The organism is Pseudacidovorax intermedius, from assembly GCF_001476815.1.
Taxonomy (GTDB): domain Bacteria; phylum Pseudomonadota; class Gammaproteobacteria; order Burkholderiales; family Burkholderiaceae_C; genus Xenophilus; species Xenophilus intermedius_A.
On sequence record NZ_LDSL01000112.1, the window covers coordinates 1 to 21,575 of the forward strand.

Genomic DNA, 21,575 nt, shown 5'->3' on the forward strand with positions numbered 1-21,575 from the left:
CCTTGGGTGGGGATGGGGCATTGTGGTGCAGCTGTTCGGGAGGTGCTGCGCGTGATCCGCATAGCAGTCCAGCGCCCGCAGAGCACGCGGTCTTGCTGCGGGTACTGCCCTGTGCTGCCATCCCGGGCCAAGGTGCCACCTGGTTTGGTGCTTCAGGCCTGTCGCAGGCACGATTTCCAGTCGTCCCCTGGCATTGCACCGAGGGCCGCAACGCGGTCGTGACAACGTTCGGAGAAAATCGACGCGAAAGGGAGTTAACAACACATGCAATCTAAACGATTTACCGTAGCTGGAAGGCTTACCATTGCCGCGTTTGCGCTGGCTCTCGGTGCTTGTTCCCGACCCGGCTCGACGGATGCCGCGGTTCCGCCGGCAGGCGGGGACTCAAAGGCGGAGTCCGTCGTGCAAGAGGTATCCAGCGCAGTGCCGGAAGCTCGCGAAAGTCCAGAGCCCGGCGCAGGCATGATGCCTAGCGAACAATCGGTCGTGATCGGCGACCATCTCAAACCGGCAGCCGCGGCGTTGGCCGACAGCGTGTACGGCTTCGAAAAGACAGATGGTGTGGCGAAAGAGGCTTTGCGGGAGTTGGCGAGCTGGCTTGAACCGCAAGCGGAGCGAGGCGATCCGGAGGCTCAATTCAGCCTCGGCTACATGTACGAATGGGGCAGCGGTGTCGAGGTGAGTGGCAAAACTGCCAATGCTTGGTACTCGAAAGCAGCCCGACAGGGACATGCTGACGCGCAGTACCGGCTTGCCCGAGAACTGTCCTATGACGACGAGCCTCCGGCGAACAGGAAGAGGAGCCTGACGTTGTTTCGCCAAGCAGCTGAAAGCGGGCACAAGATGGCGCAATTTCGGCTCGGACGCGCTTACCTGCAAGGTGAAAGCACGAATGTGGACTACGCCAAAGCGGCAACCTGGTTCTTGAAAGCCGCCCTCCAAGGCAGTAAAGAAGGCTTTCACTACTACTTCAGCGCAGCGGTGAGTCGGCGCCCCGAATTCCAGGCGATGAGCACCGAGCAGATACTGGAAAAGCTGATAGATAGCTACAGCGCGGTGGGTGCAGACGAACAATATCTCATCGCCGGCCTCGTGGATGCACTAGGGAGCGAAAGCAAAGCCAAAGAGCTTTACAAGATCGCGGCGGAGAACGGAAGTGCCCCTGCCGCCGCGCGCCTGGGCATGAAGTACGACGGGCGCTCCTCGTTCCAGACGGGCGACCTGAAACAGGCGGCCCACTGGTATCGAATGGCCGCTGAAGCGGGCAACTCGATTGCTCAGGAGGGGCTGTGCTACCTCTACTACACCCGCATGACGGGCTCAACTCCTAGTGGCGCTACCAAAGACGATGGCGTCTGGTGCCTCAAGTCTGCGGAGCATGGTGACTATCTGGCCAATCGCTGGCTGGGGCAGATGTACCTGCGTGGGGTTGGGTTCGACGCGAACAAGACTGAGGCAATCGCTTCTTTCCGCAAGGCAGCCCTGCGGGGAGATGGGCCGTCCTTCGTCATGATGAAAGCGCTGGGTGGGGTGTGACGGCCGCCCCAGGCCTCAGAGATCCGGCACATCACCCACCTGAGGTCCTTGACCGACGTGGCAGGCTGGCCGCAGCCATGAACCGCAGAGCCAGATGGCGGTCACCGACGCGCCAGCGCCATCAGCGCCCAACCCGCCAGCCCGAATGTGAGCGCAATGCACACCGCATACACCGCCTCACCGCCGTAGCTGTCCACGTTCGCCGGATTGAGAACTGGCACGGATACCGGCCCACGGCTGCGCGGCGCAGCATCGTGTAGACGAGGTAGCGCATGGCCGACGCCAGCACCCAGTGCAGCGGCCGTAGGCCTACGGCTGGCCGCGGTGGCCCAACAGCCAGTCGGGCACCAGCACGACTGGCATCACGTGGTCCAGCACCGAGTTCACCCAGGGGTGCAGCGCGCCGAGGTCGACGTCGCGCAGCAGGGCGAGGAAGATCTCGCTCACGACCAGCATGCAGGTGGCCGCCACCGCGCGCAGCGCCGCGACGGCGGGCGACGCGCGTGCGCCCGCCCATTGCCTCAGCGCATTGGCGACGAGCACGCCGACGGTGACTAGGTTCGACAGGTTGGTGAAGAAGCTGAAGAAGTTCAACACGCTTAACGTCAGGCCCACGTGCAGCCAGAGCTGCCAGTCGATGGCAACAAGTGCCAGCAGGCCGAAACCGAGGCGCAGGACGGCGATGCAGGGCGTCGGGCCACTGCGGCTCCACGAAGTGGGCGCCATTGTGGCGACGCCTCGCGCCGCCGGTTGAAACCCGCACCTCAGCAGATCGAGTCGACTGCAGCGGTGCCACCGTGGTCGGGCGTTTGCAGCCGCACTAGCGCCGGGCCGGGTGAGCGAGATCGTCACACACATGACGAGTTCGGCCGCAACGCCCGCTGGGCGGGCGCGGCGGGCCGATTGCACTTCGCACTTTTCGGGCCATTTCAGACCCCCAGCCGCTGCGCCAGCGCGTCCGGCTGCGCGAGCAGCCCGGCCGAGGCGCCGGCCAGCACGATGCGGCCCTTTTCCATCACCACGGCCTGGTCGGTGTGGTGCAGCACCTTGTGCCAGTCGCGGTCCACGATGAGCGTGGCGATGCCGCTGGCGCGGATCTCGGCGATCACGCGCCAGATCTCGGCCACGATCAGCGGCGCCAGGCCTTCGGTGGCCTCGTCCAGGATCATCAGCCGCGGGTTGGTCATCAGCGCGCGGCCGATGGAGAGCATCTGCTGCTCGCCGCCCGACAGCTGCTGCCCGCCGTGCGACAGCCGCTCCGACAGCCGCGGGAAGGTGGCCATCACGCGCTCGAAGGTCCAGGCGCGCTTGCCGTCGATGCCGGGGCGCGCGGCCATCACCAGGTTCTCGCGCACCGACAGGTTGGGGAAGATGCCGCGGCCTTCGGGCACGTAGCCGATGCCCAGGCGCGCCATCTTCTCGGGCGCCCAGCCGGTCACGTCGCGGCCGTCGGCCAGCACCTGGCCGGAGGCCGGCCGCACATAGCCCATCAGGCTGCGGATCAGCGTGGTCTTGCCCATGCCGTTGCGGCCCAGCAGGCCCACGGCGCAGGCAGCGGGCACCTCGGCATCGACACCGCGCAGGATGTGGCTGTCGCCGTAGTAGGTGTGGAGGTCGCGGATGGAAAGCATGGCGGGCCTCGGGTCAGTGTTCATCGCCCAGGTACGCGGCGCGCACGTCGGGATGGGTGCGGATCACGTCCGGCGTGCCCGTGGCGATGACGGCGCCGTTGACCATCACCGTGATGCGGTCGGCCACGCGGAAGACGGCGTCCATGTCGTGCTCCACCAGCAGGATGGCGTGGCGCGTCTTCAGGCGCTGCAGCAGCGCGAGCATGCGGTCGGTTTCTTCCGCGCCCATGCCGGCCAGCGGCTCGTCGAGCAGCAGCACGCGCGGGCGCGTGGCCAGGCACATGGCGACCTCGAGCTGGCGCTTGGCGCCGTGGCTCAGCGTGCCGGCGATGCGCTGCGACTCGGCCGCGAGGCCGGCGGCCTCCAGCGCCTCATGCGCGGCGGCATTGCTCGCCTCGCAGCGCGCGGCCGATTCCCAGAAGGCCCAGGCCCGCGGCGTGGCGGCCTGCGCGGCCAGGCGGCAGTTCTCCAGCACGGTGAACTCGCCGAAGATGGTGGTGCGCTGGTAGCTGCGGCCCACGCCGCCCAATGCGCGCCGCGGCTGGGCCAGGGCGGTGATGTCGCGGCCGTCCAGCGCGATGCGGCCGGCGGAGGCCTCGATCTCGCCCGAGAGCATGTTGATCAGCGTGGACTTGCCCGCGCCGTTGGTGCCGATCACGGCATGCACCTCGCCCACGTGCAGGTCGAGCGTGACGTCGTTGACCGCCACCAGGCCGCCGAAGCGGCGGGTCAGGCCCTGGACGCCCAGCAGGGCGGCGTTCGATGCGATGGCGTTCACTGGCGGCCTCCGGCTTCGCAGGCGGTGCGGGTGGTCGTGGGCGCGGCGGCGCGGGCGTTCATCGCGCACCGCCCTTGGCCGCAGTGCCCAGCGGCGACAGCCGCTCGCGCAGGCCGATCAGGCCCTTGGGCAGCAGCGCCACGAAGACGATGATGACGATGCCCAGGCTCAGCTGCCAGTGGTCGGCCAGCGGGCCCACCAGGCCGTGGGTGGACAGCACTTCCTTCAGCAGCGTGAAGGCCACCGCCCCCAGCACCGCGCCGCGCAGGTGGCCCAGGCCGCCCAGGATGATCATCAGCAGCACCTCGCCCGAGTTGTGCCAGGCCATCAGCTCGGGGTTGACCACGCCGTCGCGCGAGGCCACCAGAAAGCCCGCCAGGCCCGCCAGCGCGCCGGCGATGACGAAGGCCGCCAGCTTGTAGGCATAGGTGGGAAAGCCCACGGCCCGCATGCGCTGCTCGCTCACGCGGATGCCGGCCAGCGCGGCGCCGAAGCGCGAGCGGCGGATCAGCGCCAGCAGGCCGTAGGTGCCCGCAAGCGCCGCCAGCACCACGTAGAACAGCACCAGCCGGTTCTCCATATCCAGCGCGCCGATGGCCGGGCGGATGTAGAGGTAGATGCCGTCGCTGCCGCCGCCCACCGGCGTGTCGTGGAAGACGAAGAAAGCCATCTGCGCGAAGGCCAGCGTGACCATGATGAAGTACACGCCCCGGGTGCGCAGGCTCAACGCGCCCACCACCAGCGCATAGAGCGCGGCGCCGCCCATGGCCAGCACCAGCAGCACCAGCAGGTTGCCGCCCTCCTTGCCCGAGGCCAGCACGGTGATGTACGCGCCGATGCCGTAGAAGGCCGCATGGCCCAGGCTTACCAGCCCGGTCATGCCCACCAGCAGCTCCAGGCTGAGCGCGAAGATGGCGAGGATCATGACCTTCACCACCAGGTCGGCCGCATAGCCGCCCAGCAGCGGGCCGGCGATGGCCAGCACAAGGGCCACGCCCAGCGGCAGCAGGGCATCGCGCGGCAGGCCGCCGGTGCGGGCCGCAGGAGAAGAGGGCAGGGGCGGGGTCATCGCGGAAGAGGTGGTGGTGTTCATGCGCGCTTGCCCATCAAACCCTCAGGGCGCCAGATCAGGATGACGGCCATCAGCAGGTAGATGCCGATGCCGCTCAACTCGGCGAAGAAGACCTTGCCGAAGGTGTCGACGAAGCCCACCAGCAGCGAGGCCACGAGCGCGCCGGTGATGGAGCCGATGCCGCCGATCACCACCACCACGAAGCAGATGATGAGCACGCTGGCGCCCATGTTGGGATAGACCGAGGACATGGGCGCCGCGATCATGCCGGCCAGCGCCGCCAGCGCCACGCCGGCTGCGAACACGATGCGGTAGAGCTTGCGGATGTCGATGCCCAGCCCGCGCACCATGTCGCGGTTGCTGGCGCCGGCGCGGATCATCATGCCCAGCCGCGTGCGGTTGACCACCGCGTACATGGCCACGGCCAGCACGATGCAGGCGGCCGACGCGAAGATGCGGTACCAGGGATAGCTCATCACGTCGCCCAGCGCGAAGCTGCCCGCCAGCCACGACGGCAGCGGCACGCCGTGCACGTCGTTGCCCAGCAGAATGGAGCGCAGCTCTTCGAAGACGAGGATCAGGCCGTAGGTCATCAGCACCTGCTGCAGGTGGTCGCGCTGGTAGAGGTAGCTGAAGAACGCCCACTCCAGCACATAGCCCAGCGCCGCCGCCAGCAGCACGCCGGCCACCAGCATGACGAGGAAGCTGTCGCCGAACAGCGGCGCCAGCGCGAAGGCCATGTAGGCGCCGATCATGTAGAAGCTGCCGTGCGCCAGGTTGATGACGCCCATGATCCCGAAGATCAGCGTCAGCCCCGAGGCGAGCAGGAACAGCAGCAGCCCGTACTGCACCGAGTTCAGGCATTGGACAAGGAAGGTCGAGAGATCCAAGGTCGGCCTCGCGGCAGTAGAGCGGTAGACGGATAGAAGAGAGAAGGCGCACCGCCGAATCGATGCGGATGCCAGGAGATCAGAAGGCCGCGGAGCAGGCCACACCAGCAACCGCCGCGGAACCGGCTTCGCCGGGCCGCAGGCGGTGCCCCCGCGAGGGGGTGCCGAAGCGGACGCAGTCCGCGCAGGCTGGGGGCGGTCCCTTACATCCTGCAGCCGCGGCCCGGATCGGCCAGGCCCTTGATGGCCACGCTGACCATCTTGTTCTCCTTGCCCTCCACCTTGCGCAGATAGATGTCCTGCACCGGGTTGTGGGACTTGCCGACGGTGAAGGCGCCGCGCGGGCTGTCGATCTTCGCCTTCTCCACCGCGGCGGCGAACTCGGCCTTCTTGCCGGCGTCGCCCTTGGTCGCGGCCAGGCCCACGCCGAGCATCTGCGCGGCGTCGTAGCCCTGCACGGCATACACGTCGGGCTGCAGCTTGAAGGTCTTGGCGTAGGCGGTGCGGAAGGCGTTGTCCTTGGGCGTGTTGAGGCCGTCGGCATAGTGCAGCGTGGTCAGCATGCCGGCGGCGGCATCGCCCTGCGCGTCGAGCGTGCCGTCGGTCAGGAAGCCCGGGCCGTACAGCGGAATGCTCTTGTTCAGGCCGGCGGCCGCATAGTCCTTCACCAGCTTGACGGCACCGCCGCCGGCCATGAAGGAATACACCGCGTCGGGCTTGGCCGCCGCGATCTCGGTCAGCAGGGCCTGGAACTCCACGTTGGGGAAGGGCAGCGTCAGCTGCTTGACCACCTTGCCGCCGCCCTTCTCGAAGCCTTCCTTGAAGCCGGCCGTCGACTCGTCGCCGGCCGCGTACTTCCAGGTCAGGGTGATGGCGGTCTTCTTGCCTTCCTTGGCGGCGACCACGCCCATGGCGTAGGCCGGCTGCCAGTTGCTGAAGCTGCTGCGGAAGATGTTGGGCGCGCACATGGGGCCCGTGACCGCGTCGGCGCCGGCATTGGGCACGATCAGGATCGTGCCGCTTTCCTTGGCCGCCTTGGCCATGGCCATGGCCACGCCGGAGTGCACCGTGCCGATGATCACGTCGACGTTGTCGCGCTTGATCAGCTTGTTGACGTTGTCGGTGGCCTTGGCCGGGTCGGACTCGTCGTCCACCTTGAAGTACTCGATCTCGCGGCCGCCGAGCTTGCCGCCCTGCTCGTCCACGTAGAGCTTGAAGCCGTTCTCGATGGCCACGCCCAGCGCGCTGTAGGTGCCGCTGAAGGGCAGCATCAGGCCGACCTTGAGTTTGCCGGTGCCTTGGGCCGACGCGGTGGCGGCCAGGCCGGCCAGGGCGAAGGCGGCGAGGGTGTTGCGGGTGAAGCGGATGGGCATGCGTCTGTCTCCTGGGTGGTCGTGAAATTACTTTATAACTAAAGTAATGTAGATGGCTTCGGTGTTTACCTGGGCGCGGCGGCCGGTGCCCCGCGCAAGGAAGGCGCGAGCATGCGGCCTGTGGCCTCGATCACCTGCTCGGGTTGATCCCTATGCGGCGAGTGGCCGCAGCCGGGCACGGGCAGCAGCTGGGTGCCGGGCACACGGGCCGCGATGCCCTCGATCTGCGCCAGCGTGCCGTATTCGTCGTCCAGGCCCTGGATGGCGAGCACCGGACAGCGGATGCCTTCGATGTCGGCCTCGATGTTCCAGGCGCGGAAGGCCGGTGCCAGCCAGATGTCGTTCCAGCCGCGGAAGGCCGAGACCACGTCGTCGTGGTAGCGGGCCAGGCGCGCGCGCAGGTCGGCATGGTCGTAGGCCTGGCGGGCGAGTTCGATGTGGTGCACCGTCACGTCTTCGACGAAGAGGTGCGGCGCGAGCAGCACCAGGCCGGCAACGGCCTGCGGATGGCGGGCCGCGAAGAGCAGGGCGATGGAGCCGCCGTCGCTGTGTCCGAAGAGCCACACCGGCTGCGTGATGCCCATCGCGGCCAGGAAGGCGGGCAGCACCTCGTGCGCCTGGCGGTGCATGAAGTCCACACCGAGCGGCGAGTCGGCCGCGCGTGGCGTGGAGCGGCCGTAGCCAGGGCGCGAATAGACCAGGCCGCGCACGCCGAGCGTCTCGCACAGGCGGTCGGGGAAGTCCTTCCACATGGCGACCGAGCCCAGGCCTTCGTGCAGGAAGACGACCAGGGGCGCCGCCTCGGCGCCAGGCGGCACGATGAAGCGGTGCTCGATGCGCACCGACTTGCCGCGCCAGTCGATCAGCGCGAAGTCGGTGTCGCTCACGCGTGCTGCTCCCGCTCGCGCAGCCGGAAGCGCTGGATCTTGCCGGTGGCCGTCTTGGGCAGCTCGTCGATGAACTCGATCAGCCGCGGGTACTTGTAGGGCGCGAGCCGGTCCTTCACGAAGGCCTTCAGCTCGGCATCGGTGGCCGGCTGGCCGGGCTTGAGCACGACGTAGGCCTTAGTCTTGGTCAGGCCTTCGGCATCGGGCACGCCGATGACGGCGGCCTCCAGCACGGCGGGGTGCTGCACCAGCGTGGCCTCCACCTCGAAGGGTGAGACGTAGATGCCGCTCACCTTGAGCATGTCGTCGCTGCGGCCGGCATAGGTGTAGTAGCCCTCGGCATCGCGCACGTACTTGTCGCCCGACTTGGTCCAGCCGCCCAGGAAGGTGTCGCGCGTCTTCTCGCGGTTGCCCCAGTACATCAGCGCGCTGCTGGGCCCGCGGATGTAGAGGTCGCCCACCTCGCCGTCGGCGACCGGGCGGCCGTCTTCGCCGCGCAACTCCACCTCGTAGCCCTCGACCGGACGGCCGGTGCTGCCGTAGCGCACGTCGCCGGGCCGGTTGGACAGGAAGACGTGCAGCATCTCGGTGGAGCCGATGCCGTCGATGATGTCGCAGCCGAAGTGCGCCTTGAAGCGCTGGGCGATGTCCGCCGGCAGCGCCTCGCCGGCCGACGAGCCCATGCGCAGCGCGACCTGATCGCGCGCCGGCAGCTGTGGCGAGGCCAGCATGCCGGCGTAGCCCGTGGGCGCGCCGAAGAAGACGGTGGGCTTGTGCTCGGCCTGCGTCCAGCGCTTGAAGGTGGCCTCGGGCGTGGGCCGTTCGGCCATCAGCACCACGCTGGCGCCCACCGACAGCGGGAAGGTCAGCGCATTGCCCAGGCCGTAGGCGAAGTAGAGCTTGGCGGCCGAGAAGCACACGTCCTCTTCGGTGAGCTGCAGCACGGCCTTGCCGTAGAGCTCGGCCGTCCACCACAGGTTGCCGTGGGTGTGGACGGTGCCCTTGGGCTTGCCGGTGGAGCCGGAGGAGTACAGCCAGAAGCCCGGGTCGTCGGGCGTGGTGGGCGCGGGGGCGGGGCGCGGCTCGGCGGCGGCGATGGCGTCTTCCAGCGCCTGCATGCCGCGCGGCAGCTCGCCCGTGGGTTGTGCCACGATCACCGACTGCAGCTCGTGCGTGCCCTTCTCCATCGCGCTCTGCAGCACCGGCAGCAGCGCGCCGCCCACCAGCGCGGCCTGGGCGCGGCTGTGTTCGAGCATGTAGGCATAGTCGGCGGCGGTGAGCAGCGTGTTGACGGCCACCGGCACCACGCCCGCGTACAGGCTGCCGAGGAAGCACACGGGCCAGTCCTGCGTGTCGTGCATCAGCAGCAGCACGCGCTCCTCGCGCCGCACGCCGGCGGCGGCCAGGGCGGCAGCCAGGCGGCGGGCGCGGTCCTCGAGTTCGCCGTAGCCCAGCACGCCGCGGTCGTCGATGTAGGCGGCCTTGGCGGCGCGGCCGCGGTTGAGGGCGAACAGATGTTCGGCGAAGTTGAAGCGGGCGGGCAGGCTCATCGTTATCTCCATGTCACTCCCAGAAGGCTCTTCTCGTCAGACGCCGAGCGCGTCCAGCACCGCAGGACTGGCCTGCACGGCGGCGCGGCGGTGGTAGAAGTCCAGCGCCCGCAGGCCGCCCAGCTCGGCACCGCCGCCCGCGCGGCCCGGGCCGCCGTGCAGCGACATGGGCATCACGTTGCCGTGGCCGGTGTGGGCCTGCGCCACCTCTGGCGTGACCGCATGCACGCGGCCGTGGCTGGCGGCCAGCGCGAGGGCGGCGCGGCCGATCTCGGCCGGGTCGCTGCCGTAGACCGAGGCCACCAGCGAGCCCCAGCCGCGCGCGGCCAGCGCCAATGCATGCGGCAGGTCGCGGTAGGGCAGCAGCGTGGCGACGGGGCCGAACACCTCCACGTCATGCACCACGGTGGCGGCGTCGGCATCGCGCGCGCCCAGCAGCACCGGGCCGATGCAGGCGGCCACGTCGGGGTCGCAATCCACCAGCGCGGCGCGTCGGCCGTCGTGCAGCACTTCGGCCGCAGCCTGCAGTTGCTGCAGGCCCTGTTGCACGGAAGCCAGTTGCTCGCGGCTGACCAGCGAACCCATGCGCACCGACTCGTTGCGCGGATTGCCCACGCTCACCTTGGCCAGCCTGGCGGAAACGGCTTCTGCGACGGGGCCGTACAGCGCCTCGGGCACCAGCACGCGGCGGATGGCGGTGCACTTCTGGCCGGACTTGACCGTCATCTCGCGCACCACTTCCTTGACCAGCAGCTCGAAGGCCGCATCGCCCGGCGTGGCGCCGGGCAGCAGCAGGGCGCTGTTGAGGCTGTCGGCCTCGATGTTGGCGCGCACCGAATGGCGGGCCACGGCCGCGTGGCCGCGGATCAGCGCCGCGGTGTCGGCCGAGCCGGTGAAGGAGACCAGGTCGAAGGGCGTCAGCGCATCCATCAGCCCGGCCGAGCTGCCGCAGACGATGGACAGCGCCCCCGGCGGCAGCACACCGGCGTCGATCACGTCGCGCACCATGCGCTGCGTGAGCCAGGCGGTGGCCGTCGCAGGTTTGACGATCACCGGCACGCCCGACAGCAGGGCTGGCGCCGCCTTCTCCCACAGGCCCCAGGCCGGGAAGTTGAAGGCATTGATGAACAGCGCCACGCCCTGGACCGGCACCTGCACGTGCTGCGACTGGAAGAGGGGCTCGCGGCCCAGCCGTACCGGCTCGCCGTCCTTCAGCGCATGGGCATCGCCCAGCGACTCGCCCCATTTGGCGTACTGGCCCAGCGTGAAGATGCCGCCGTCGATGTCCACGGCCGAGTCGTTCTTCACCGTGCCCGAATTGGCGGTGGCGATGTCGTAGTACGCGTCGCGGTTGGCCTGCAGCACCTTCACGATGGCGGCCAGCAGGCCGGCACGCTCGCGGTAGCTCAGCGCCCGCAGCGCCGCGCCGCCGGTCTGGCGGGCGAAGGCGAAGGCGGCGGGCAGGTCCAGGCCGGTGGCGTCCACGCGCACGAGCTCGGTGCCCAGCACGGGGTCGACCAGCGGCGTGCCGGCGCCGGTGCCCGCCTGCCAGCGGCCGGCGACGTGGTTCTGGAGAAGTTCGGTGCTCATGCGCGGCCTTTCGTGCTGCGGCTGCTCGGCCGGGCGCTGAAGAGGAGGAGGGAACGGGCGGCCACCATGCTCATACGCCTTTGGTGAATTCGATGCGCCCTTCGGGCAGCAGGTAGAGCACCAGCGCGCGGCCGTCGCTCACCGTCGGCCGATGCGCGCTGCCCGGCGGGTAGACGCACCAGCCGGCCGGCCGGCCGTCGAAGGCGGCGCGGCTGTCGGCCAGCGGCATGATCAGGTCGATCTCGCCGTTGGGATGCACATGGTGCGGACCGGCAATGTCCTGCATGTCCACCACGTCGACGGAAAAGCGGTGCAGGGCGTCGTCGGCCTTGAAGACGCGGCCGTAGCGGATGCCGCCGCCCTCGCGCTCGCACAGCCAGCCCTGGGCCACGCCTTCCTCGCAGCTGGCCTTCAGCTGCGCATAGGTGGCGCTGCCGGCGCCGTGTTCGGCATTGAGCCAGGCGTCCAGCGCCGCATCGAGCGGCCGGCCGGCGATCTGGGCCGTCAGTGCGGCCACCTGGGTGTGGAAGGCTTCCTTGGACATCGTGGGTCTCGCTGTCGGGGCTTGTCTCGCTGCGGCTTGACGCCAGTGCTTGCCGGCGCCGTTCATGTGCAGTATCTTGCTTGCGGACGAACCATAGAAGCGTGCCTGACGCATGTCAAGCAACATAATGCATGTTGGGTGTTATCCCTAGGTCCGAAGAGGACGACGAGGGCGGGCGGCGAATCCGCCGACGCGGGCGCCGGCCGCGCCTCGCGACAATGGAGATGTGAAGGACGATGCCATGAGCGAACCCGAGAGCGCGCTGCTGCCCACCGCGGAGGTCGGCGCGCATCCGCCGGAGGCGGCCAACACTGCGGCCGGTGGCGAGAACCGCCATCCCCTGCTGGCGGCGGTGGGCGAGCGCGCCCGCAGCCTGCGCGCGCGCCGCGGCCTCACGCGCAAGGCCGTCGCCCAGGCGGCCGACGTGTCGGAGCGCCACCTGGCCAACTTGGAATACGGCATGGGCAACGTGTCGATCCTGGTGCTGCAGCAGGTGGCGGGGGCGCTGCAGTGCTCCATGGCCGAGCTGCTGGGCGACGCGACCACCAGCTCGCCCGAATGGCTGCTGATCCGCGAACTGCTCGAGAACCGCAGCGAGGCCGACCTGCGCCGCGCCCGCATCGCGCTGGGCGAACTGCTGGGCACCGCCGGCACCGACCCGGCCCGCCAGCGCCGCTTTGCCCTTGTGGGCCTGCGCGGCGCCGGCAAGTCCACGCTGGGCCAGATGCTGGCCGAGGACCTGGGCCTGCCCTTCGTCGAACTCAGCCGCGAGATCGAAAAGTTCGCCGGCTGCAGCGTGCGCGAGATTCACGACCTGTACGGCACCAACGCCTACCGCCGCTACGAGCGCCGCGCGCTGGAAGAAACGGTGCAGATTTACGGCGAGGTCGTCATCGCCACGCCGGGCGGCATCGTCTCCGACCCCGCCACCTTCAACGAGCTGCTGGCCCATTGCACCACCGTGTGGCTGCAGGCCCGGCCCGAGGAGCACATGGGCCGCGTCATCGCGCAGGGCGACATGCGCCCCATGGCCGCCAGCCGCGAGGCCATGGACGACCTCAAGCGCATCCTCGATGGGCGGGCGGCCTTCTATTCCAAGGCCGACCTCACGGTCGACACCGGCGGCAGGACGCTGCAGCAGGCCTTCGAGGCGCTGCGCGGGGCGGTGCGGCAGGTGATGGCGGAGCCGGTGGGCGGCTGAGGGCGGCCGCCGCTGCGGCAGCCTCGGCCGCACCTGCTCAGGGCGCGAAGACTTCCTGCAGCGTCCCCAGCACCTGCGCCAGGGTGGCCGTGCCCAGGGCCCCAAGCTTCTTCGCCAGCCGCGCCTTGTCCACCGTGCGCAGCTGGTCCAGCAGGATCAACCTCTCCGTGGCCGCGTGCGTCACGGGAATGCGGAAGGGCGCCGCGAAGCCCTTGGACGTCATCGGCGCCACGATCACGGTGCGCAGGTGGTCGTTCAGTTCCGCCGGGGAGACCACCACACAGGGTCTGGACTTCTGGATCTCGCTGCCGACCGTGGGGTCGAGGTTGACCAGCCAGATCTCCCCGCGCTTCACCACGCCAGGTCCTCGTCGGCCTCGTTGCCGAACTCGCCCATCACCAGCGCGTCACCGCCTTGCGCCGCCAACTGGGCCGCCGCCTGGGCCCAGCCCTCACGGACTGGCGGCGTCACGCGGCGCAGCAGGATGACGCCGTTCTCGACCAGCAGTTCGGCCTCGGTCGATTCGTCCAGGCCCGCCTGGACGAGTACCGGTTTGGGCAGCACGATGCCTTTGCTGTTGCCGATGGCGCGGATGGTGACGGGGATGGCTTGCATGGTGGCAACAATGTTATTACCCGAAGTGGCGCGCGTCCATCCGCTCGTCAAAGCCACGTTCGCAACACGACCCGCTTGACGTTCACGTCAACATGCATGATGATGCATGTCATCGATGAAGCAACATGCACATTGCTTCCGGTTGACCCACCCAGGAGACACCCCATGAGCGAGAGCGCAGTAGCAGCAGCAAGCAGCACGTCGGCGGCCCAGGCGCCCGTCGACTACCGCACCGACCCCAGCCAGTACAAGCACTGGAAGCTCAGCACCGACGGCGCCATCGCCCGGCTGGTGCTGGACATCGCCGAGGACGGCGGCCTGCGCCCCGGCTACAAGCTCAAGCTCAACAGCTACGACCTGGGCGTGGACATCGAGCTGCACGACGCGCTCAACCGCATCCGTTTCGAGCACCCCGAGGTGCGCTCGGTCATCGTCACCAGCGCCCGCGACCGCATCTTCTGCTCGGGCGCCAACATCTTCATGCTGGGCCTCTCCAGCCATGCCTGGAAGGTGAACTTCTGCAAGTTCACCAACGAGACGCGCAACGGCATCGAGGACTCGTCCAAGCATTCCGGCCTCAAGTTCCTGGCCGCCGTCAACGGCGCCTGCGCCGGCGGCGGCTACGAACTGGCCCTGGCCTGCGACGAGATCATGCTGGTGGACGACCGCTCCTCCGCCGTCAGCCTGCCCGAGGTGCCGCTGCTGGGCGTGCTGCCCGGCACCGGTGGCCTCACCCGCGTGACCGACAAGCGTCATGTGCGCCACGACCTCGCCGACATCTTCTGCACCAGCGTCGAAGGCGTGCGCGGCCAGCGTGCTGTCGAATGGCGCCTGGTCGATGCCGTGGCCAAGCCCGCGCAGTTCGGCGCCGCCGTGCAGGAACGCGCGATGAAGCTGACCGAAGGCAGCAGCCGTCCTGCCGGCGCCCGCGGCATCGCGCTGCCGCGCCTGGAGCGCGAAGAGGCCGCGGACAGCGTGCGCTATTCGCAGGTCGAGGTGTCGGTGGACCGCGCCCGGCGCACCGCCACGCTCACGCTCAAGGCGCCGCAGTCCGCGCTGCCGGCCGACATCGCCGCCATCGAGGCCGCAGGCGCCGCCTGGTGGCCCCTGGCCCTGGCCCGCGAGCTGGACGACGCCATCCTCCACCTGCGCACCAACGAGCCCGAGATCGGCACCTGGCTGCTCAAGACCCGCGGCGACGCCGAGGCCGTGCTGGCCGCCGACCGCCAGCTGATGGCGCACCAGGACCACTGGCTGGCCCGCGAGACGCTGGGCGCGCTGCGCCGCACCTTCGCGCGGCTGGACGTCTCCTCGCGCACGCTGTTCGCCGTGGTGGACGAGGGCTCCTGCTTCGCCGGCCTGTTCGCCGAGCTGGCCTTCGCTGCCGACCGCAGCTACATGCTGGCCTTGCCCGATGCGCCCGAGAAGGCACCGAAGCTGGTGCTGGACGAACTCAACTTCGGCCTGCTGCCGCTGGTCAACGGCCAGAGCCGCCTGCAGCGCCGCTTCTACGAAGAGGCCGGCCCGATGGAGGCCGCCCGCAGCGCCGCCGGCCGACCCATCGATGCCGACGAGGCGATGACGCTGGGCCTGGTCACCGCCGCGCCCGACGACATCGACTGGGAGGACGAACTGCGCATCGCGCTGGAAGAGCGCGCCGCCATGTCGCCCGACGCCCTGACCGGCCTGGAAGCCAACCTGCGCTTCGCCAGCCAGGAGAACATGCTGACGCGCATCTTCGGGCGGCTGTCGGCCTGGCAGAACTGGATCTTCCAGCGCCCCAACGCCGTCGGCGAGGCGGGTGCCCTGAAGGTCTACGGCACCGGCCAAAAAGCCGGCTTCGACATGAAGCGGGTCTAACCCCAGGCTCTTCCATCCATTTCTCCAACGAGGTCGAGACATGAGCAGCATCAACTACAGCGAGAAGATCCCCAACAACGTCAACCTGGCCGAGGACCGCACGCTGCAGCGCGCGCTCGAAGGCTGGCAGCCCAACTTCATCAACTGGTGGGACGACGTCGGCCCCGAGGGCTCGACCAACTACGACGTCTACCTGCGCACGGCCGTGAGCGTCGACCCGCAGGGCTGGGCCCAGTTCGGTCACGTGAAGATGCGCGACTACCGCTGGGGCATCTTCCTGAACCCGGGCGATGCCGAGCGCAAGATCCACTTCGGCGACCACATGGGCGAGAAGGCTTGGCAGGACGTGCCCGGCGAGCACCGCGCCAACCTGCGCCGCATCATCGTCACGCAGGGCGACACCGAGCCCGCCTCGGTCGAGCAGCAGCGCCACCTGGGCCTGACGGCGCCGTCGATGTATGACCTGCGCAACCTCTTCCAGATCAACGTGGAAGAAGGCCGCCACCTGTGGGCCATGGTCTACCTGCTGCACAAGCATTTCGGCCGCGACGGCCGCGAAGAGGCCGAGGCGCTGCTGGAGCGCCAGAGCGGCGACGAGAACAACCCCCGCATCCTGGGTGCGTTCAACGAGAAGACGCCGGACTGGCTGAGCTTCTTCATGTTCACCTACTTCACCGACCGCGACGGCAAGTTCCAGCTGTCGGCCCTGGCCGAGTCCGCCTTCGATCCGCTGGCGCGCACCACCAAGTTCATGCTGACCGAAGAGGCTCACCACATGTTCGTGGGCGAGTCGGGCGTCAGCCGCGTCATCCAGCGCACCTGCCAGGTGATGAACGAACTCAAGACCGACGACCCGAAGAAGGTGCGCGAAGCCGGCGCCATCGACCTGGAGACCATCCAGCGCTACCTGAACTTCCACTACTCGGTGACCATCGACCTGTTCGGCGCCGACCAGTCCAGCAACGCCGCCACCTTCTACAGCTCGGGCCTCAAGGGCCGCTACGAAGAAGGCAAGCGCACCGACGACCACGTCCTCAAGAACCAGACCTACAAGGTGCTGGAGGTCAAGGACGGCCAGTTGCTCGAGAAGGAAGTGCCGATGCTCAACGCCCTCAACGAGGTGCTGCGCGACGACTTCATCAAGGACTCGGTGGCCGGCGTCGGCCGCTGGAACAAGGTGATCGAGAAGGCGGGCATCCCCTTCCGGCTCACCGTGCCGCACAAGGCCTTCAACCGCGCCATCGGGGCGCTGGCCGGCATCCGCATGTCGCCGGACGGCCGCGTGGTGAGCGAATCCGAATGGGACGCGAAGAAGAAGGACTGGCTGCCCACCGACGAGGACCGCGCCTTCGTGGCCTCGCTGATGGGCCGCGTGGTCGAGCCCGGCAAGTTCGCCAACTGGATCGCACCGCCGGTCATGGGCATCAACCGCCAGCCCGTGGATTTCGAGTACGTCCGCTTCGCCTGAACCCACAATGCGCTGAGGCCGTCCTGATGAGGGACGGCCGAGGCCGGGGCCCGGATTGCCGGGCAACCCCACATCGGCTGCCAAGGCCGGCAAGGAGACACACGATGGACATGGCTGTGGACGTGGCCGTGATCAAGCAGCACCTGATCGACCCCGAGATCTGCATCCGCTGCAACACCTGCGAGGCCACCTGCCCGATCGGTGCAATCACGCACGACGACCGCAATTACGTGGTCAAGGCCGACGTGTGCAACGGCTGCATGGCCTGCATCTCGCCGTGCCCGACGGGCTCCATCGACAACTGGCGCACGGTGCCGGCCGCCAAGGCCTATCCGATCGAGGAGCAGCTGCTGTGGGACGAGCTGCCCGCGGAGCTCACGCCCGAGCAGCTGGCGGCCGAGGGCGTGCCTGCCGATGCGGCCGAAGCCGCACCCGTGGCGGCACCGGCTGCCGCGGAAGCGGTGGCCGAGCCGGGCGCCGCACCCTTCCACTCGGCCAGCTACGGCGCCACCCGCCCGCCCTGGTCGGCCGCGCATCCGTACACCAACCTGCATGCGCCCAAGAGCCCCATCACCGCCACCGTGACGGGCAACTTCAACTGCACCGAAGCCGGCTTCGACAGCGAGACGCACCACATCGTGCTGGACTTCGGCGCCATGCCCTTCCCGGTGCTGGAAGGCCAGTCCATCGGCATCGTGCCGCCGGGCACCGACGCACTGGGCCGCGCGCACCAGCCGCGCCAGTATTCGGTGGCCAGCGCCCGCAACGGCGAGCGGCCGGGCTACAACAACCTGTCGCTCACGGTGAAGCGCGTCACGCAGGACCACCAGGGCCAGGCCGTGCGCGGCCTCTGCTCCAACTACCTGTGCGACCTCCAGGTGGGCGACACCGTGCAGGTGGTCGGCCCCTTCGGCAGCAGCTTCCTGATGCCGAACCACCCGAAGTCGCACATCGTCATGATCTGCACCGGCACCGGCAGCGCACCGATGCGGGCCATGACCGAATGGCGCCGGCGGCTGCGCAGGACGGGGAAGTTCGAGGGCGGCAAGCTGATGCTCTTCTTCGGCGCACGCACCCAGCAGGAACTGCCGTACTTCGGCCCGCTGACCAGCCTGCCCAAGGACTTCATCGACATCAACCTGGCCTTCTCCCGCACGCCCGGCAAGCCGAAGAAGTACGTGCAGGACCTGATGCGCGACCGCGCCGCCGACCTGGCGCTGCTGCTGCGCGACGAGGCCGCCCATTTCTACGTCTGCGGCCTCAAGAGCATGGAAGAAGGCGTGGTGCTGGCCCTGCGTGACGTGGCCACCGACGCGGGCTTGGATTGGGAGCAGATCGCCGCGCGGCTCAAGCAGGAAGGGCGTCTGCACCTGGAGACGTACTGAGGCGGAGGCCGTCGGCGTCTGGCAGGTGCAGCGATCGGCGGGCCTCTGCCTATGGTGGGCATAGGCAGACCGAACTGGGCGAGCGCTGCACGGCGCGCGACACTCGCGCCCATTGCGCCCCGAACGGAGACCCTACGATGACCGTCACGCCCACTGCCGCCTTTCCCGCGCCCATCGCCCCCGAGGCCATGCCCAGCTTCGCCGACTACGAGGCCGACGCCCAGGGCCGCGGCTTCGATGAGGTGATGGAGCGGGTCTGGCAGCCCGGCACCCACGTCAGTACCCACGGCCATCCTTTCGCCGTGGAGGCGCTGATGGTGCAGGGCGAACTCAGGCTCACCATCGACGGCGAGACGCGCGTGCTGCGCCGCGGCGACCGGTTCACGCTCACGCACGACCAGCCGCACGAGGAGCAGTACGGCACCGAAGGCGCCACCTACTGGGTCGCACGTCGGCATGCGGCGGATTGAGGGCCTGCGCCCCGGTGCCGTCTGCCCTGCCGCGCCGTCGGACACCGGCAGCCGGGCGATGAGCGAAAGGACCCGGCGATGAAGTTTGCCGACTTCCATACCGGCCAGGTCATCGAGGCCGGCCCGCATGCGGTGATCGAAGCGGAGGTCCTGGCCTTCGCCCGCCAGTGGGACCCGCAGTGGTTCCATGCCGACCCCGAGGCCGCGGCCCAGGGCGTGTTCGGCGGCCTGATCGCCAGCGGCTGGCACACCTGCGCCATCGCCATGCGGCTGGTGGTGCAGGCCGCGCTGCACGACTCCGAATCCTTCGCCTCGCCCGGCATCGACCACATCCGCTGGTCGCAGCCGGTGCGTCCCGGCGACCAGCTGCGCCTGCGGGCCGAGGTGGTCGAGGTGCGCCGCTCCGACTCCAAGGCCCACCTGGGCATCCTGCGCTGGCGCTGGCAGCTGTTCAACCAGCATCAGGCGCAGGTGCTGGATGCGATGGTGACGAGCCTGTTCCGGCTGCCCTGAGGGGCGGGCCTCGGGCCAGGGGCGCGCGGCACGCGCGCTGCGACGACGGCCGCGCTACCCCACCGCCGGCAGCACCTCGCCCCGGCATTCGCCGAAGCCGATGCGTGCCCGGCCGTCGCGCGCGCACCAGCCGCGCAGGATCACCGTGTCGCCGTCTTCCAGGAAGGTCCGTGTCTCGCCGGTGGCCGGCAGGTCGACGGTCTGGGTGCCGCCCCGGGACAGTTCGACGATGGCGCCGGCCTCGCCCGGCGTGGGACCGGAAATGGTGCCGGTGCCCAGCAGGTCGCCGGGCTGCAGGTTGCAGCCGCCCACCGTGTGCTGGGCCACCATCTGCGCCAGCGTCCAGTACTGGTGGCGGAAGCTCGTGGCCGAGAGCCGGTCGCCGGCATGGCCGGCGGCGCGGTGGCGCGGGCTCTGCAGGCGCACTTCCAGCTGCACGTCCACGCCGCCGGCCTCGCGGTTGGCCGCGCTGTCCAGGTAGGCCAGCGACTGCGGCTCGTCGGCCGGGCGGGTGAAGGGCACGCGGTAGGGTGCCAGCGCCGCCATCGTCACGACCCAGGGCGAGACGCTGGTGCAGAAGTTCTTGCCGAGGAAGGGGCCCAGAGGCGCCATCTCCCAGAACTGGTGGTCGCGCGCCGACCAGTCGTTGAGCAGGCACATGCCGAAGATGTGCGACTCGGCCTCGCCGATGGCGATGGGCCGGCCCTGGGCATTGCCCGGGCCCACGTAGAAGCCCATCTCCAGCTCGTAGTCCAGCCGGCGGCAGGGGCCGTACTGCGGTGCGGCGGCACCGGGCCCCATGGCCTGGCCCATGGGACGGTGGAAGGCGGTGCCGCTGGGCACCACGCTGGAGGCGCGGCCGTGGTAGGCGATGGGCAGCCAGCGGAAGTTGGGCGTGAGCGGATCGTCGGGCTTGAGCACGCGGCCCACGTTCAGCGCATGGTGCACCGAGGTGTAGAAGTCGGTGTAGTCGCCGATGCGGCTGGGCAGGCCCATTTCGGCCTGCGCCTGCGGCACCAATGCGCCACGCAGCGCGTCGGCCGCAGGGCCGGTCGCGCCGTCGGCCAGGGCATCGAAGAGCGCCAGCCGCAGGGCATGCCAGGCCTCGGGGCCCATCGCCATCAGCGCATTCAGCGCGGAGTGGGATGCGGCCTGCAAGGCCTGGCCCGCCAGGCCCGTGAAGGCGCCGCTGCCCGCGGCAGCCTGCAGGTCGATCACCTGGTCGCCGATGGCCACGCCGCCGCGAAAGGCCTCCTGGCTGCCCGCACGGCGGAACACGCCGAAGGGCAGGTTCTGGATCGGGAAGTCGCCGTCCGATGCGTTGGCGCTGGCGAGCCAGCTGCGCGTGTGAACGTCGTGGGTGCGGTCGAGCGTCATCGCCACCGCCTCTCAGGCCGAGGCCATCAGGGCGTCGTCGAAGATGGCGACGGCGCGGGTCCAGCCGGCGGACGCCCCGCGGATCTTGTGCGGGAAGCAGCTGATGAAGAAGCCATCGGGCGGCAGCGCCTCCAGGTTGTGCAGCTTCTCGATGTGGCAGTAGCCGATGTCGCGGCCGGCCTTGTGGCCTTCCCAGATCAGGCCGGCGTCCTTGGTCTCGCCGTACTTCTGCGCGGTGTGGACGAAGGGCGCGTCCCAGCTCCAGCCGTCGGTGCCGGTGAGGCGTACGCCGCGCTCCAGCAGGTACATGGTGGCCTCGTAGCCCATGCCGCAGCCGCTGGAGACATAGTCGTTCTGGCCGTAGCGCTCGCCCGCGCGGGTGTTGACCACCACGATCTCCAGCGGCTTGAGCACGTGGCCGATGCGGGCCAGCTCGGCCTCCACGTCGGCGGCCGTGACCACGTAGCCGTCGGCGAAGTGGCGGAAGTCCAGCTTCACGCCGGGCTGGAAGCACCATTCCAGCGGCACGGCGTCGATGGTGATGGCGGGCTTCTTCTCGCCCAGCGCCTTGTCCATGGTCGAGTGGAAGTGGTAGGGCGCATCCAGGTGCGTGCCGTTGTGGGTGGACAGCTGCACCTGCTCCACCGCCCAGCCCTCGCCGTCGGGCAGGTCGGCCTTCTGCAGGCCGGGGAAGAAGGGCACGATCTGTTCGACCGTGTTCTCGTGGGTGAAGTACTGGATCTTGGGCGCGAAGGGCGGCGGGTCGCTCACCACGTCGTTCTCGAGGTAGATGGACAGGTCGACGAATTGGCGGGGCATGGCGGGTTTCCTTGGT

21 protein-coding genes are annotated in these 21,575 nt (G+C 69.2%); 7 read left to right on the top strand and 14 right to left on the bottom strand.

What is annotated here, in order from left to right; all coding sequences use genetic code 11:
* Positions 1 to 402 precede the first annotated feature (402 nt).
* On the top strand, positions 403 to 1,536 hold the full coding sequence (locus tag NS331_RS17080; protein WP_193758143.1) for a tetratricopeptide repeat protein: 1,134 nt from the start codon (positions 403 to 405) through the stop codon (positions 1,534 to 1,536).
* A gap of 309 nt (positions 1,537 to 1,845) precedes the next feature.
* On the opposite strand, the gene NS331_RS17085 is transcribed toward NS331_RS17080, so the two are convergent.
* From NS331_RS17085 to NS331_RS17130, 10 genes are all read right to left on the bottom strand, one after another.
* Positions 1,846 to 2,262: a Pr6Pr family membrane protein gene (locus tag NS331_RS17085; RefSeq protein ID WP_058643169.1), complete on the bottom strand. Its 417-nt coding sequence runs from the start codon at positions 2,260 to 2,262 to the stop codon at positions 1,846 to 1,848.
* A 203-nt stretch (positions 2,263 to 2,465) separates the two neighbouring features.
* Positions 2,466 to 3,167 carry an ABC transporter ATP-binding protein gene (locus tag NS331_RS17090; RefSeq protein ID WP_058643170.1) on the bottom strand — a complete coding sequence of 234 codons (702 nt, stop codon included), beginning with the start codon at positions 3,165 to 3,167 and terminating at the stop codon, positions 2,466 to 2,468.
* Between the two features lie 13 nt (positions 3,168 to 3,180).
* Positions 3,181 to 3,936 carry an ABC transporter ATP-binding protein gene (locus NS331_RS17095; protein ID WP_058643190.1) on the bottom strand — a complete coding sequence of 252 codons (756 nt, stop codon included), beginning with the start codon at positions 3,934 to 3,936 and terminating at the stop codon, positions 3,181 to 3,183.
* Between the two features lie 67 nt (positions 3,937 to 4,003).
* The gene (locus tag NS331_RS17100) at positions 4,004 to 5,014 is read right to left on the bottom strand and encodes a branched-chain amino acid ABC transporter permease (protein ID WP_058643191.1); all 1,011 of its coding nucleotides are present in this window, start codon (positions 5,012 to 5,014) and stop codon (positions 4,004 to 4,006) included.
* A 20-nt stretch (positions 5,015 to 5,034) separates the two neighbouring features.
* Complete coding sequence (locus NS331_RS17105; protein WP_058643171.1) at positions 5,035 to 5,907, bottom strand: branched-chain amino acid ABC transporter permease; 873 nt, start codon at positions 5,905 to 5,907, stop codon at positions 5,035 to 5,037.
* Between the two features lie 203 nt (positions 5,908 to 6,110).
* On the bottom strand, positions 6,111 to 7,280 hold the full coding sequence (locus NS331_RS17110) for an ABC transporter substrate-binding protein (RefSeq protein WP_058643172.1): 1,170 nt from the start codon (positions 7,278 to 7,280) through the stop codon (positions 6,111 to 6,113).
* A gap of 65 nt (positions 7,281 to 7,345) precedes the next feature.
* Positions 7,346 to 8,167, bottom strand: a complete 822-nt coding sequence (locus NS331_RS17115) for an alpha/beta fold hydrolase (RefSeq protein ID WP_058643173.1) — start codon at positions 8,165 to 8,167, stop codon at positions 7,346 to 7,348.
* Positions 8,164 to 9,717: a benzoate-CoA ligase family protein gene (locus NS331_RS17120; protein WP_058643174.1), complete on the bottom strand. Its 1,554-nt coding sequence runs from the start codon at positions 9,715 to 9,717 to the stop codon at positions 8,164 to 8,166. The genes NS331_RS17115 and NS331_RS17120 overlap by 4 nt, the downstream gene beginning before the upstream one ends.
* Positions 9,718 to 9,753: 36 nt before the next feature.
* Entirely contained in the window at positions 9,754 to 11,307 is a 1,554-nt protein-coding gene (locus tag NS331_RS17125; protein ID WP_058643175.1) for a 3,4-dehydroadipyl-CoA semialdehyde dehydrogenase, read from the bottom strand.
* 70 nt (positions 11,308 to 11,377) lie between these two features.
* Entirely contained in the window at positions 11,378 to 11,851 is a 474-nt protein-coding gene (locus NS331_RS17130; RefSeq protein WP_058643176.1) for a DUF4863 family protein, read from the bottom strand.
* A 241-nt stretch (positions 11,852 to 12,092) separates the two neighbouring features.
* Here NS331_RS17130 and NS331_RS17135 point away from each other — a divergent pair, with 241 nt between their 5' ends.
* Positions 12,093 to 13,052 carry a helix-turn-helix transcriptional regulator gene (locus NS331_RS17135; RefSeq protein WP_058643192.1) on the top strand — a complete coding sequence of 320 codons (960 nt, stop codon included), beginning with the start codon at positions 12,093 to 12,095 and terminating at the stop codon, positions 13,050 to 13,052.
* Between the two features lie 37 nt (positions 13,053 to 13,089).
* Here the strand turns inward: NS331_RS17135 and NS331_RS17140 are convergent, their stop codons facing one another.
* On the bottom strand, positions 13,090 to 13,410 hold the full coding sequence (locus NS331_RS17140) for a type II toxin-antitoxin system PemK/MazF family toxin (protein WP_058643177.1): 321 nt from the start codon (positions 13,408 to 13,410) through the stop codon (positions 13,090 to 13,092).
* Entirely contained in the window at positions 13,404 to 13,667 is a 264-nt protein-coding gene (locus NS331_RS17145) for an AbrB/MazE/SpoVT family DNA-binding domain-containing protein (protein ID WP_058643178.1), read from the bottom strand. Before NS331_RS17145 ends, NS331_RS17140 begins: the two co-directional genes overlap by 7 nt.
* Positions 13,668 to 13,832: 165 nt before the next feature.
* Here NS331_RS17145 and boxC point away from each other — a divergent pair, with 165 nt between their 5' ends.
* The 5 genes from boxC to NS331_RS17170 all read left to right on the top strand — a co-directional run bounded on the left by boxC (position 13,833) and on the right by NS331_RS17170 (position 19,363).
* Positions 13,833 to 15,527 carry a 2,3-epoxybenzoyl-CoA dihydrolase gene (gene boxC, locus NS331_RS17150; protein ID WP_058643179.1) on the top strand — a complete coding sequence of 565 codons (1,695 nt, stop codon included), beginning with the start codon at positions 13,833 to 13,835 and terminating at the stop codon, positions 15,525 to 15,527.
* Between the two features lie 40 nt (positions 15,528 to 15,567).
* Positions 15,568 to 16,995, top strand: coding sequence for a benzoyl-CoA 2,3-epoxidase subunit BoxB (gene boxB, locus NS331_RS17155; RefSeq protein WP_058643180.1), 1,428 nt, complete (start codon positions 15,568 to 15,570; stop codon positions 16,993 to 16,995).
* A 104-nt stretch (positions 16,996 to 17,099) separates the two neighbouring features.
* Positions 17,100 to 18,380 carry a benzoyl-CoA 2,3-epoxidase subunit BoxA gene (gene boxA / locus NS331_RS17160; RefSeq protein WP_058643181.1) on the top strand — a complete coding sequence of 427 codons (1,281 nt, stop codon included), beginning with the start codon at positions 17,100 to 17,102 and terminating at the stop codon, positions 18,378 to 18,380.
* Positions 18,381 to 18,517: 137 nt separating this feature from the next.
* Positions 18,518 to 18,850 carry a cupin domain-containing protein gene (locus tag NS331_RS17165; protein WP_242873799.1) on the top strand — a complete coding sequence of 111 codons (333 nt, stop codon included), beginning with the start codon at positions 18,518 to 18,520 and terminating at the stop codon, positions 18,848 to 18,850.
* 78 nt (positions 18,851 to 18,928) lie between these two features.
* Positions 18,929 to 19,363: a MaoC family dehydratase gene (locus NS331_RS17170; RefSeq protein WP_058643182.1), complete on the top strand. Its 435-nt coding sequence runs from the start codon at positions 18,929 to 18,931 to the stop codon at positions 19,361 to 19,363.
* A gap of 54 nt (positions 19,364 to 19,417) precedes the next feature.
* Here NS331_RS17170 and fahA read toward each other — a convergent pair whose 3' ends face one another.
* Both fahA and NS331_RS17180 read right to left on the bottom strand, forming a co-directional pair.
* Positions 19,418 to 20,740: a fumarylacetoacetase gene (gene fahA, locus NS331_RS17175; protein WP_058643183.1), complete on the bottom strand. Its 1,323-nt coding sequence runs from the start codon at positions 20,738 to 20,740 to the stop codon at positions 19,418 to 19,420.
* A 12-nt stretch (positions 20,741 to 20,752) separates the two neighbouring features.
* Complete coding sequence (locus NS331_RS17180; protein WP_058643184.1) at positions 20,753 to 21,559, bottom strand: cyclase family protein; 807 nt, start codon at positions 21,557 to 21,559, stop codon at positions 20,753 to 20,755.
* Positions 21,560 to 21,575: the final 16 nt, after the last annotated feature.

Bases quoted from the DNA above. Each gene is read 5' to 3' on its own strand.
- NS331_RS17085 (WP_058643169.1), bottom strand. From the start codon at position 2,262: ATGGCGCCCACTTCGTGGAGCCGCAGTGGCCCGACGCCCTGCATCGCC.
- NS331_RS17090 (WP_058643170.1), bottom strand. From the start codon at position 3,167: ATGCTTTCCATCCGCGACCTCCACACCTACTACGGCGACAGCCACATC.
- NS331_RS17100 (WP_058643191.1), bottom strand. From the start codon at position 5,014: ATGACCCCGCCCCTGCCCTCTTCTCCTGCGGCCCGCACCGGCGGCCTG.
- NS331_RS17110 (WP_058643172.1), bottom strand. From the start codon at position 7,280: ATGCCCATCCGCTTCACCCGCAACACCCTCGCCGCCTTCGCCCTGGCC.
- NS331_RS17120 (WP_058643174.1), bottom strand. From the start codon at position 9,717: ATGAGCCTGCCCGCCCGCTTCAACTTCGCCGAACATCTGTTCGCCCTC.
- NS331_RS17125 (WP_058643175.1), bottom strand. From the start codon at position 11,307: ATGAGCACCGAACTTCTCCAGAACCACGTCGCCGGCCGCTGGCAGGCG.
- NS331_RS17130 (WP_058643176.1), bottom strand. From the start codon at position 11,851: ATGTCCAAGGAAGCCTTCCACACCCAGGTGGCCGCACTGACGGCCCAG.
- NS331_RS17135 (WP_058643192.1), top strand. From the start codon at position 12,093: ATGAGCGAACCCGAGAGCGCGCTGCTGCCCACCGCGGAGGTCGGCGCG.
- NS331_RS17145 (WP_058643178.1), bottom strand. From the start codon at position 13,667: ATGCAAGCCATCCCCGTCACCATCCGCGCCATCGGCAACAGCAAAGGC.
- boxC (WP_058643179.1), top strand. From the start codon at position 13,833: ATGAGCGAGAGCGCAGTAGCAGCAGCAAGCAGCACGTCGGCGGCCCAG.
- boxB (WP_058643180.1), top strand. From the start codon at position 15,568: ATGAGCAGCATCAACTACAGCGAGAAGATCCCCAACAACGTCAACCTG.
- boxA (WP_058643181.1), top strand. From the start codon at position 17,100: ATGGACATGGCTGTGGACGTGGCCGTGATCAAGCAGCACCTGATCGAC.
- NS331_RS17165 (WP_242873799.1), top strand. From the start codon at position 18,518: ATGACCGTCACGCCCACTGCCGCCTTTCCCGCGCCCATCGCCCCCGAG.
- NS331_RS17170 (WP_058643182.1), top strand. From the start codon at position 18,929: ATGAAGTTTGCCGACTTCCATACCGGCCAGGTCATCGAGGCCGGCCCG.
- fahA (WP_058643183.1), bottom strand. From the start codon at position 20,740: ATGACGCTCGACCGCACCCACGACGTTCACACGCGCAGCTGGCTCGCC.
- NS331_RS17180 (WP_058643184.1), bottom strand. From the start codon at position 21,559: ATGCCCCGCCAATTCGTCGACCTGTCCATCTACCTCGAGAACGACGTG.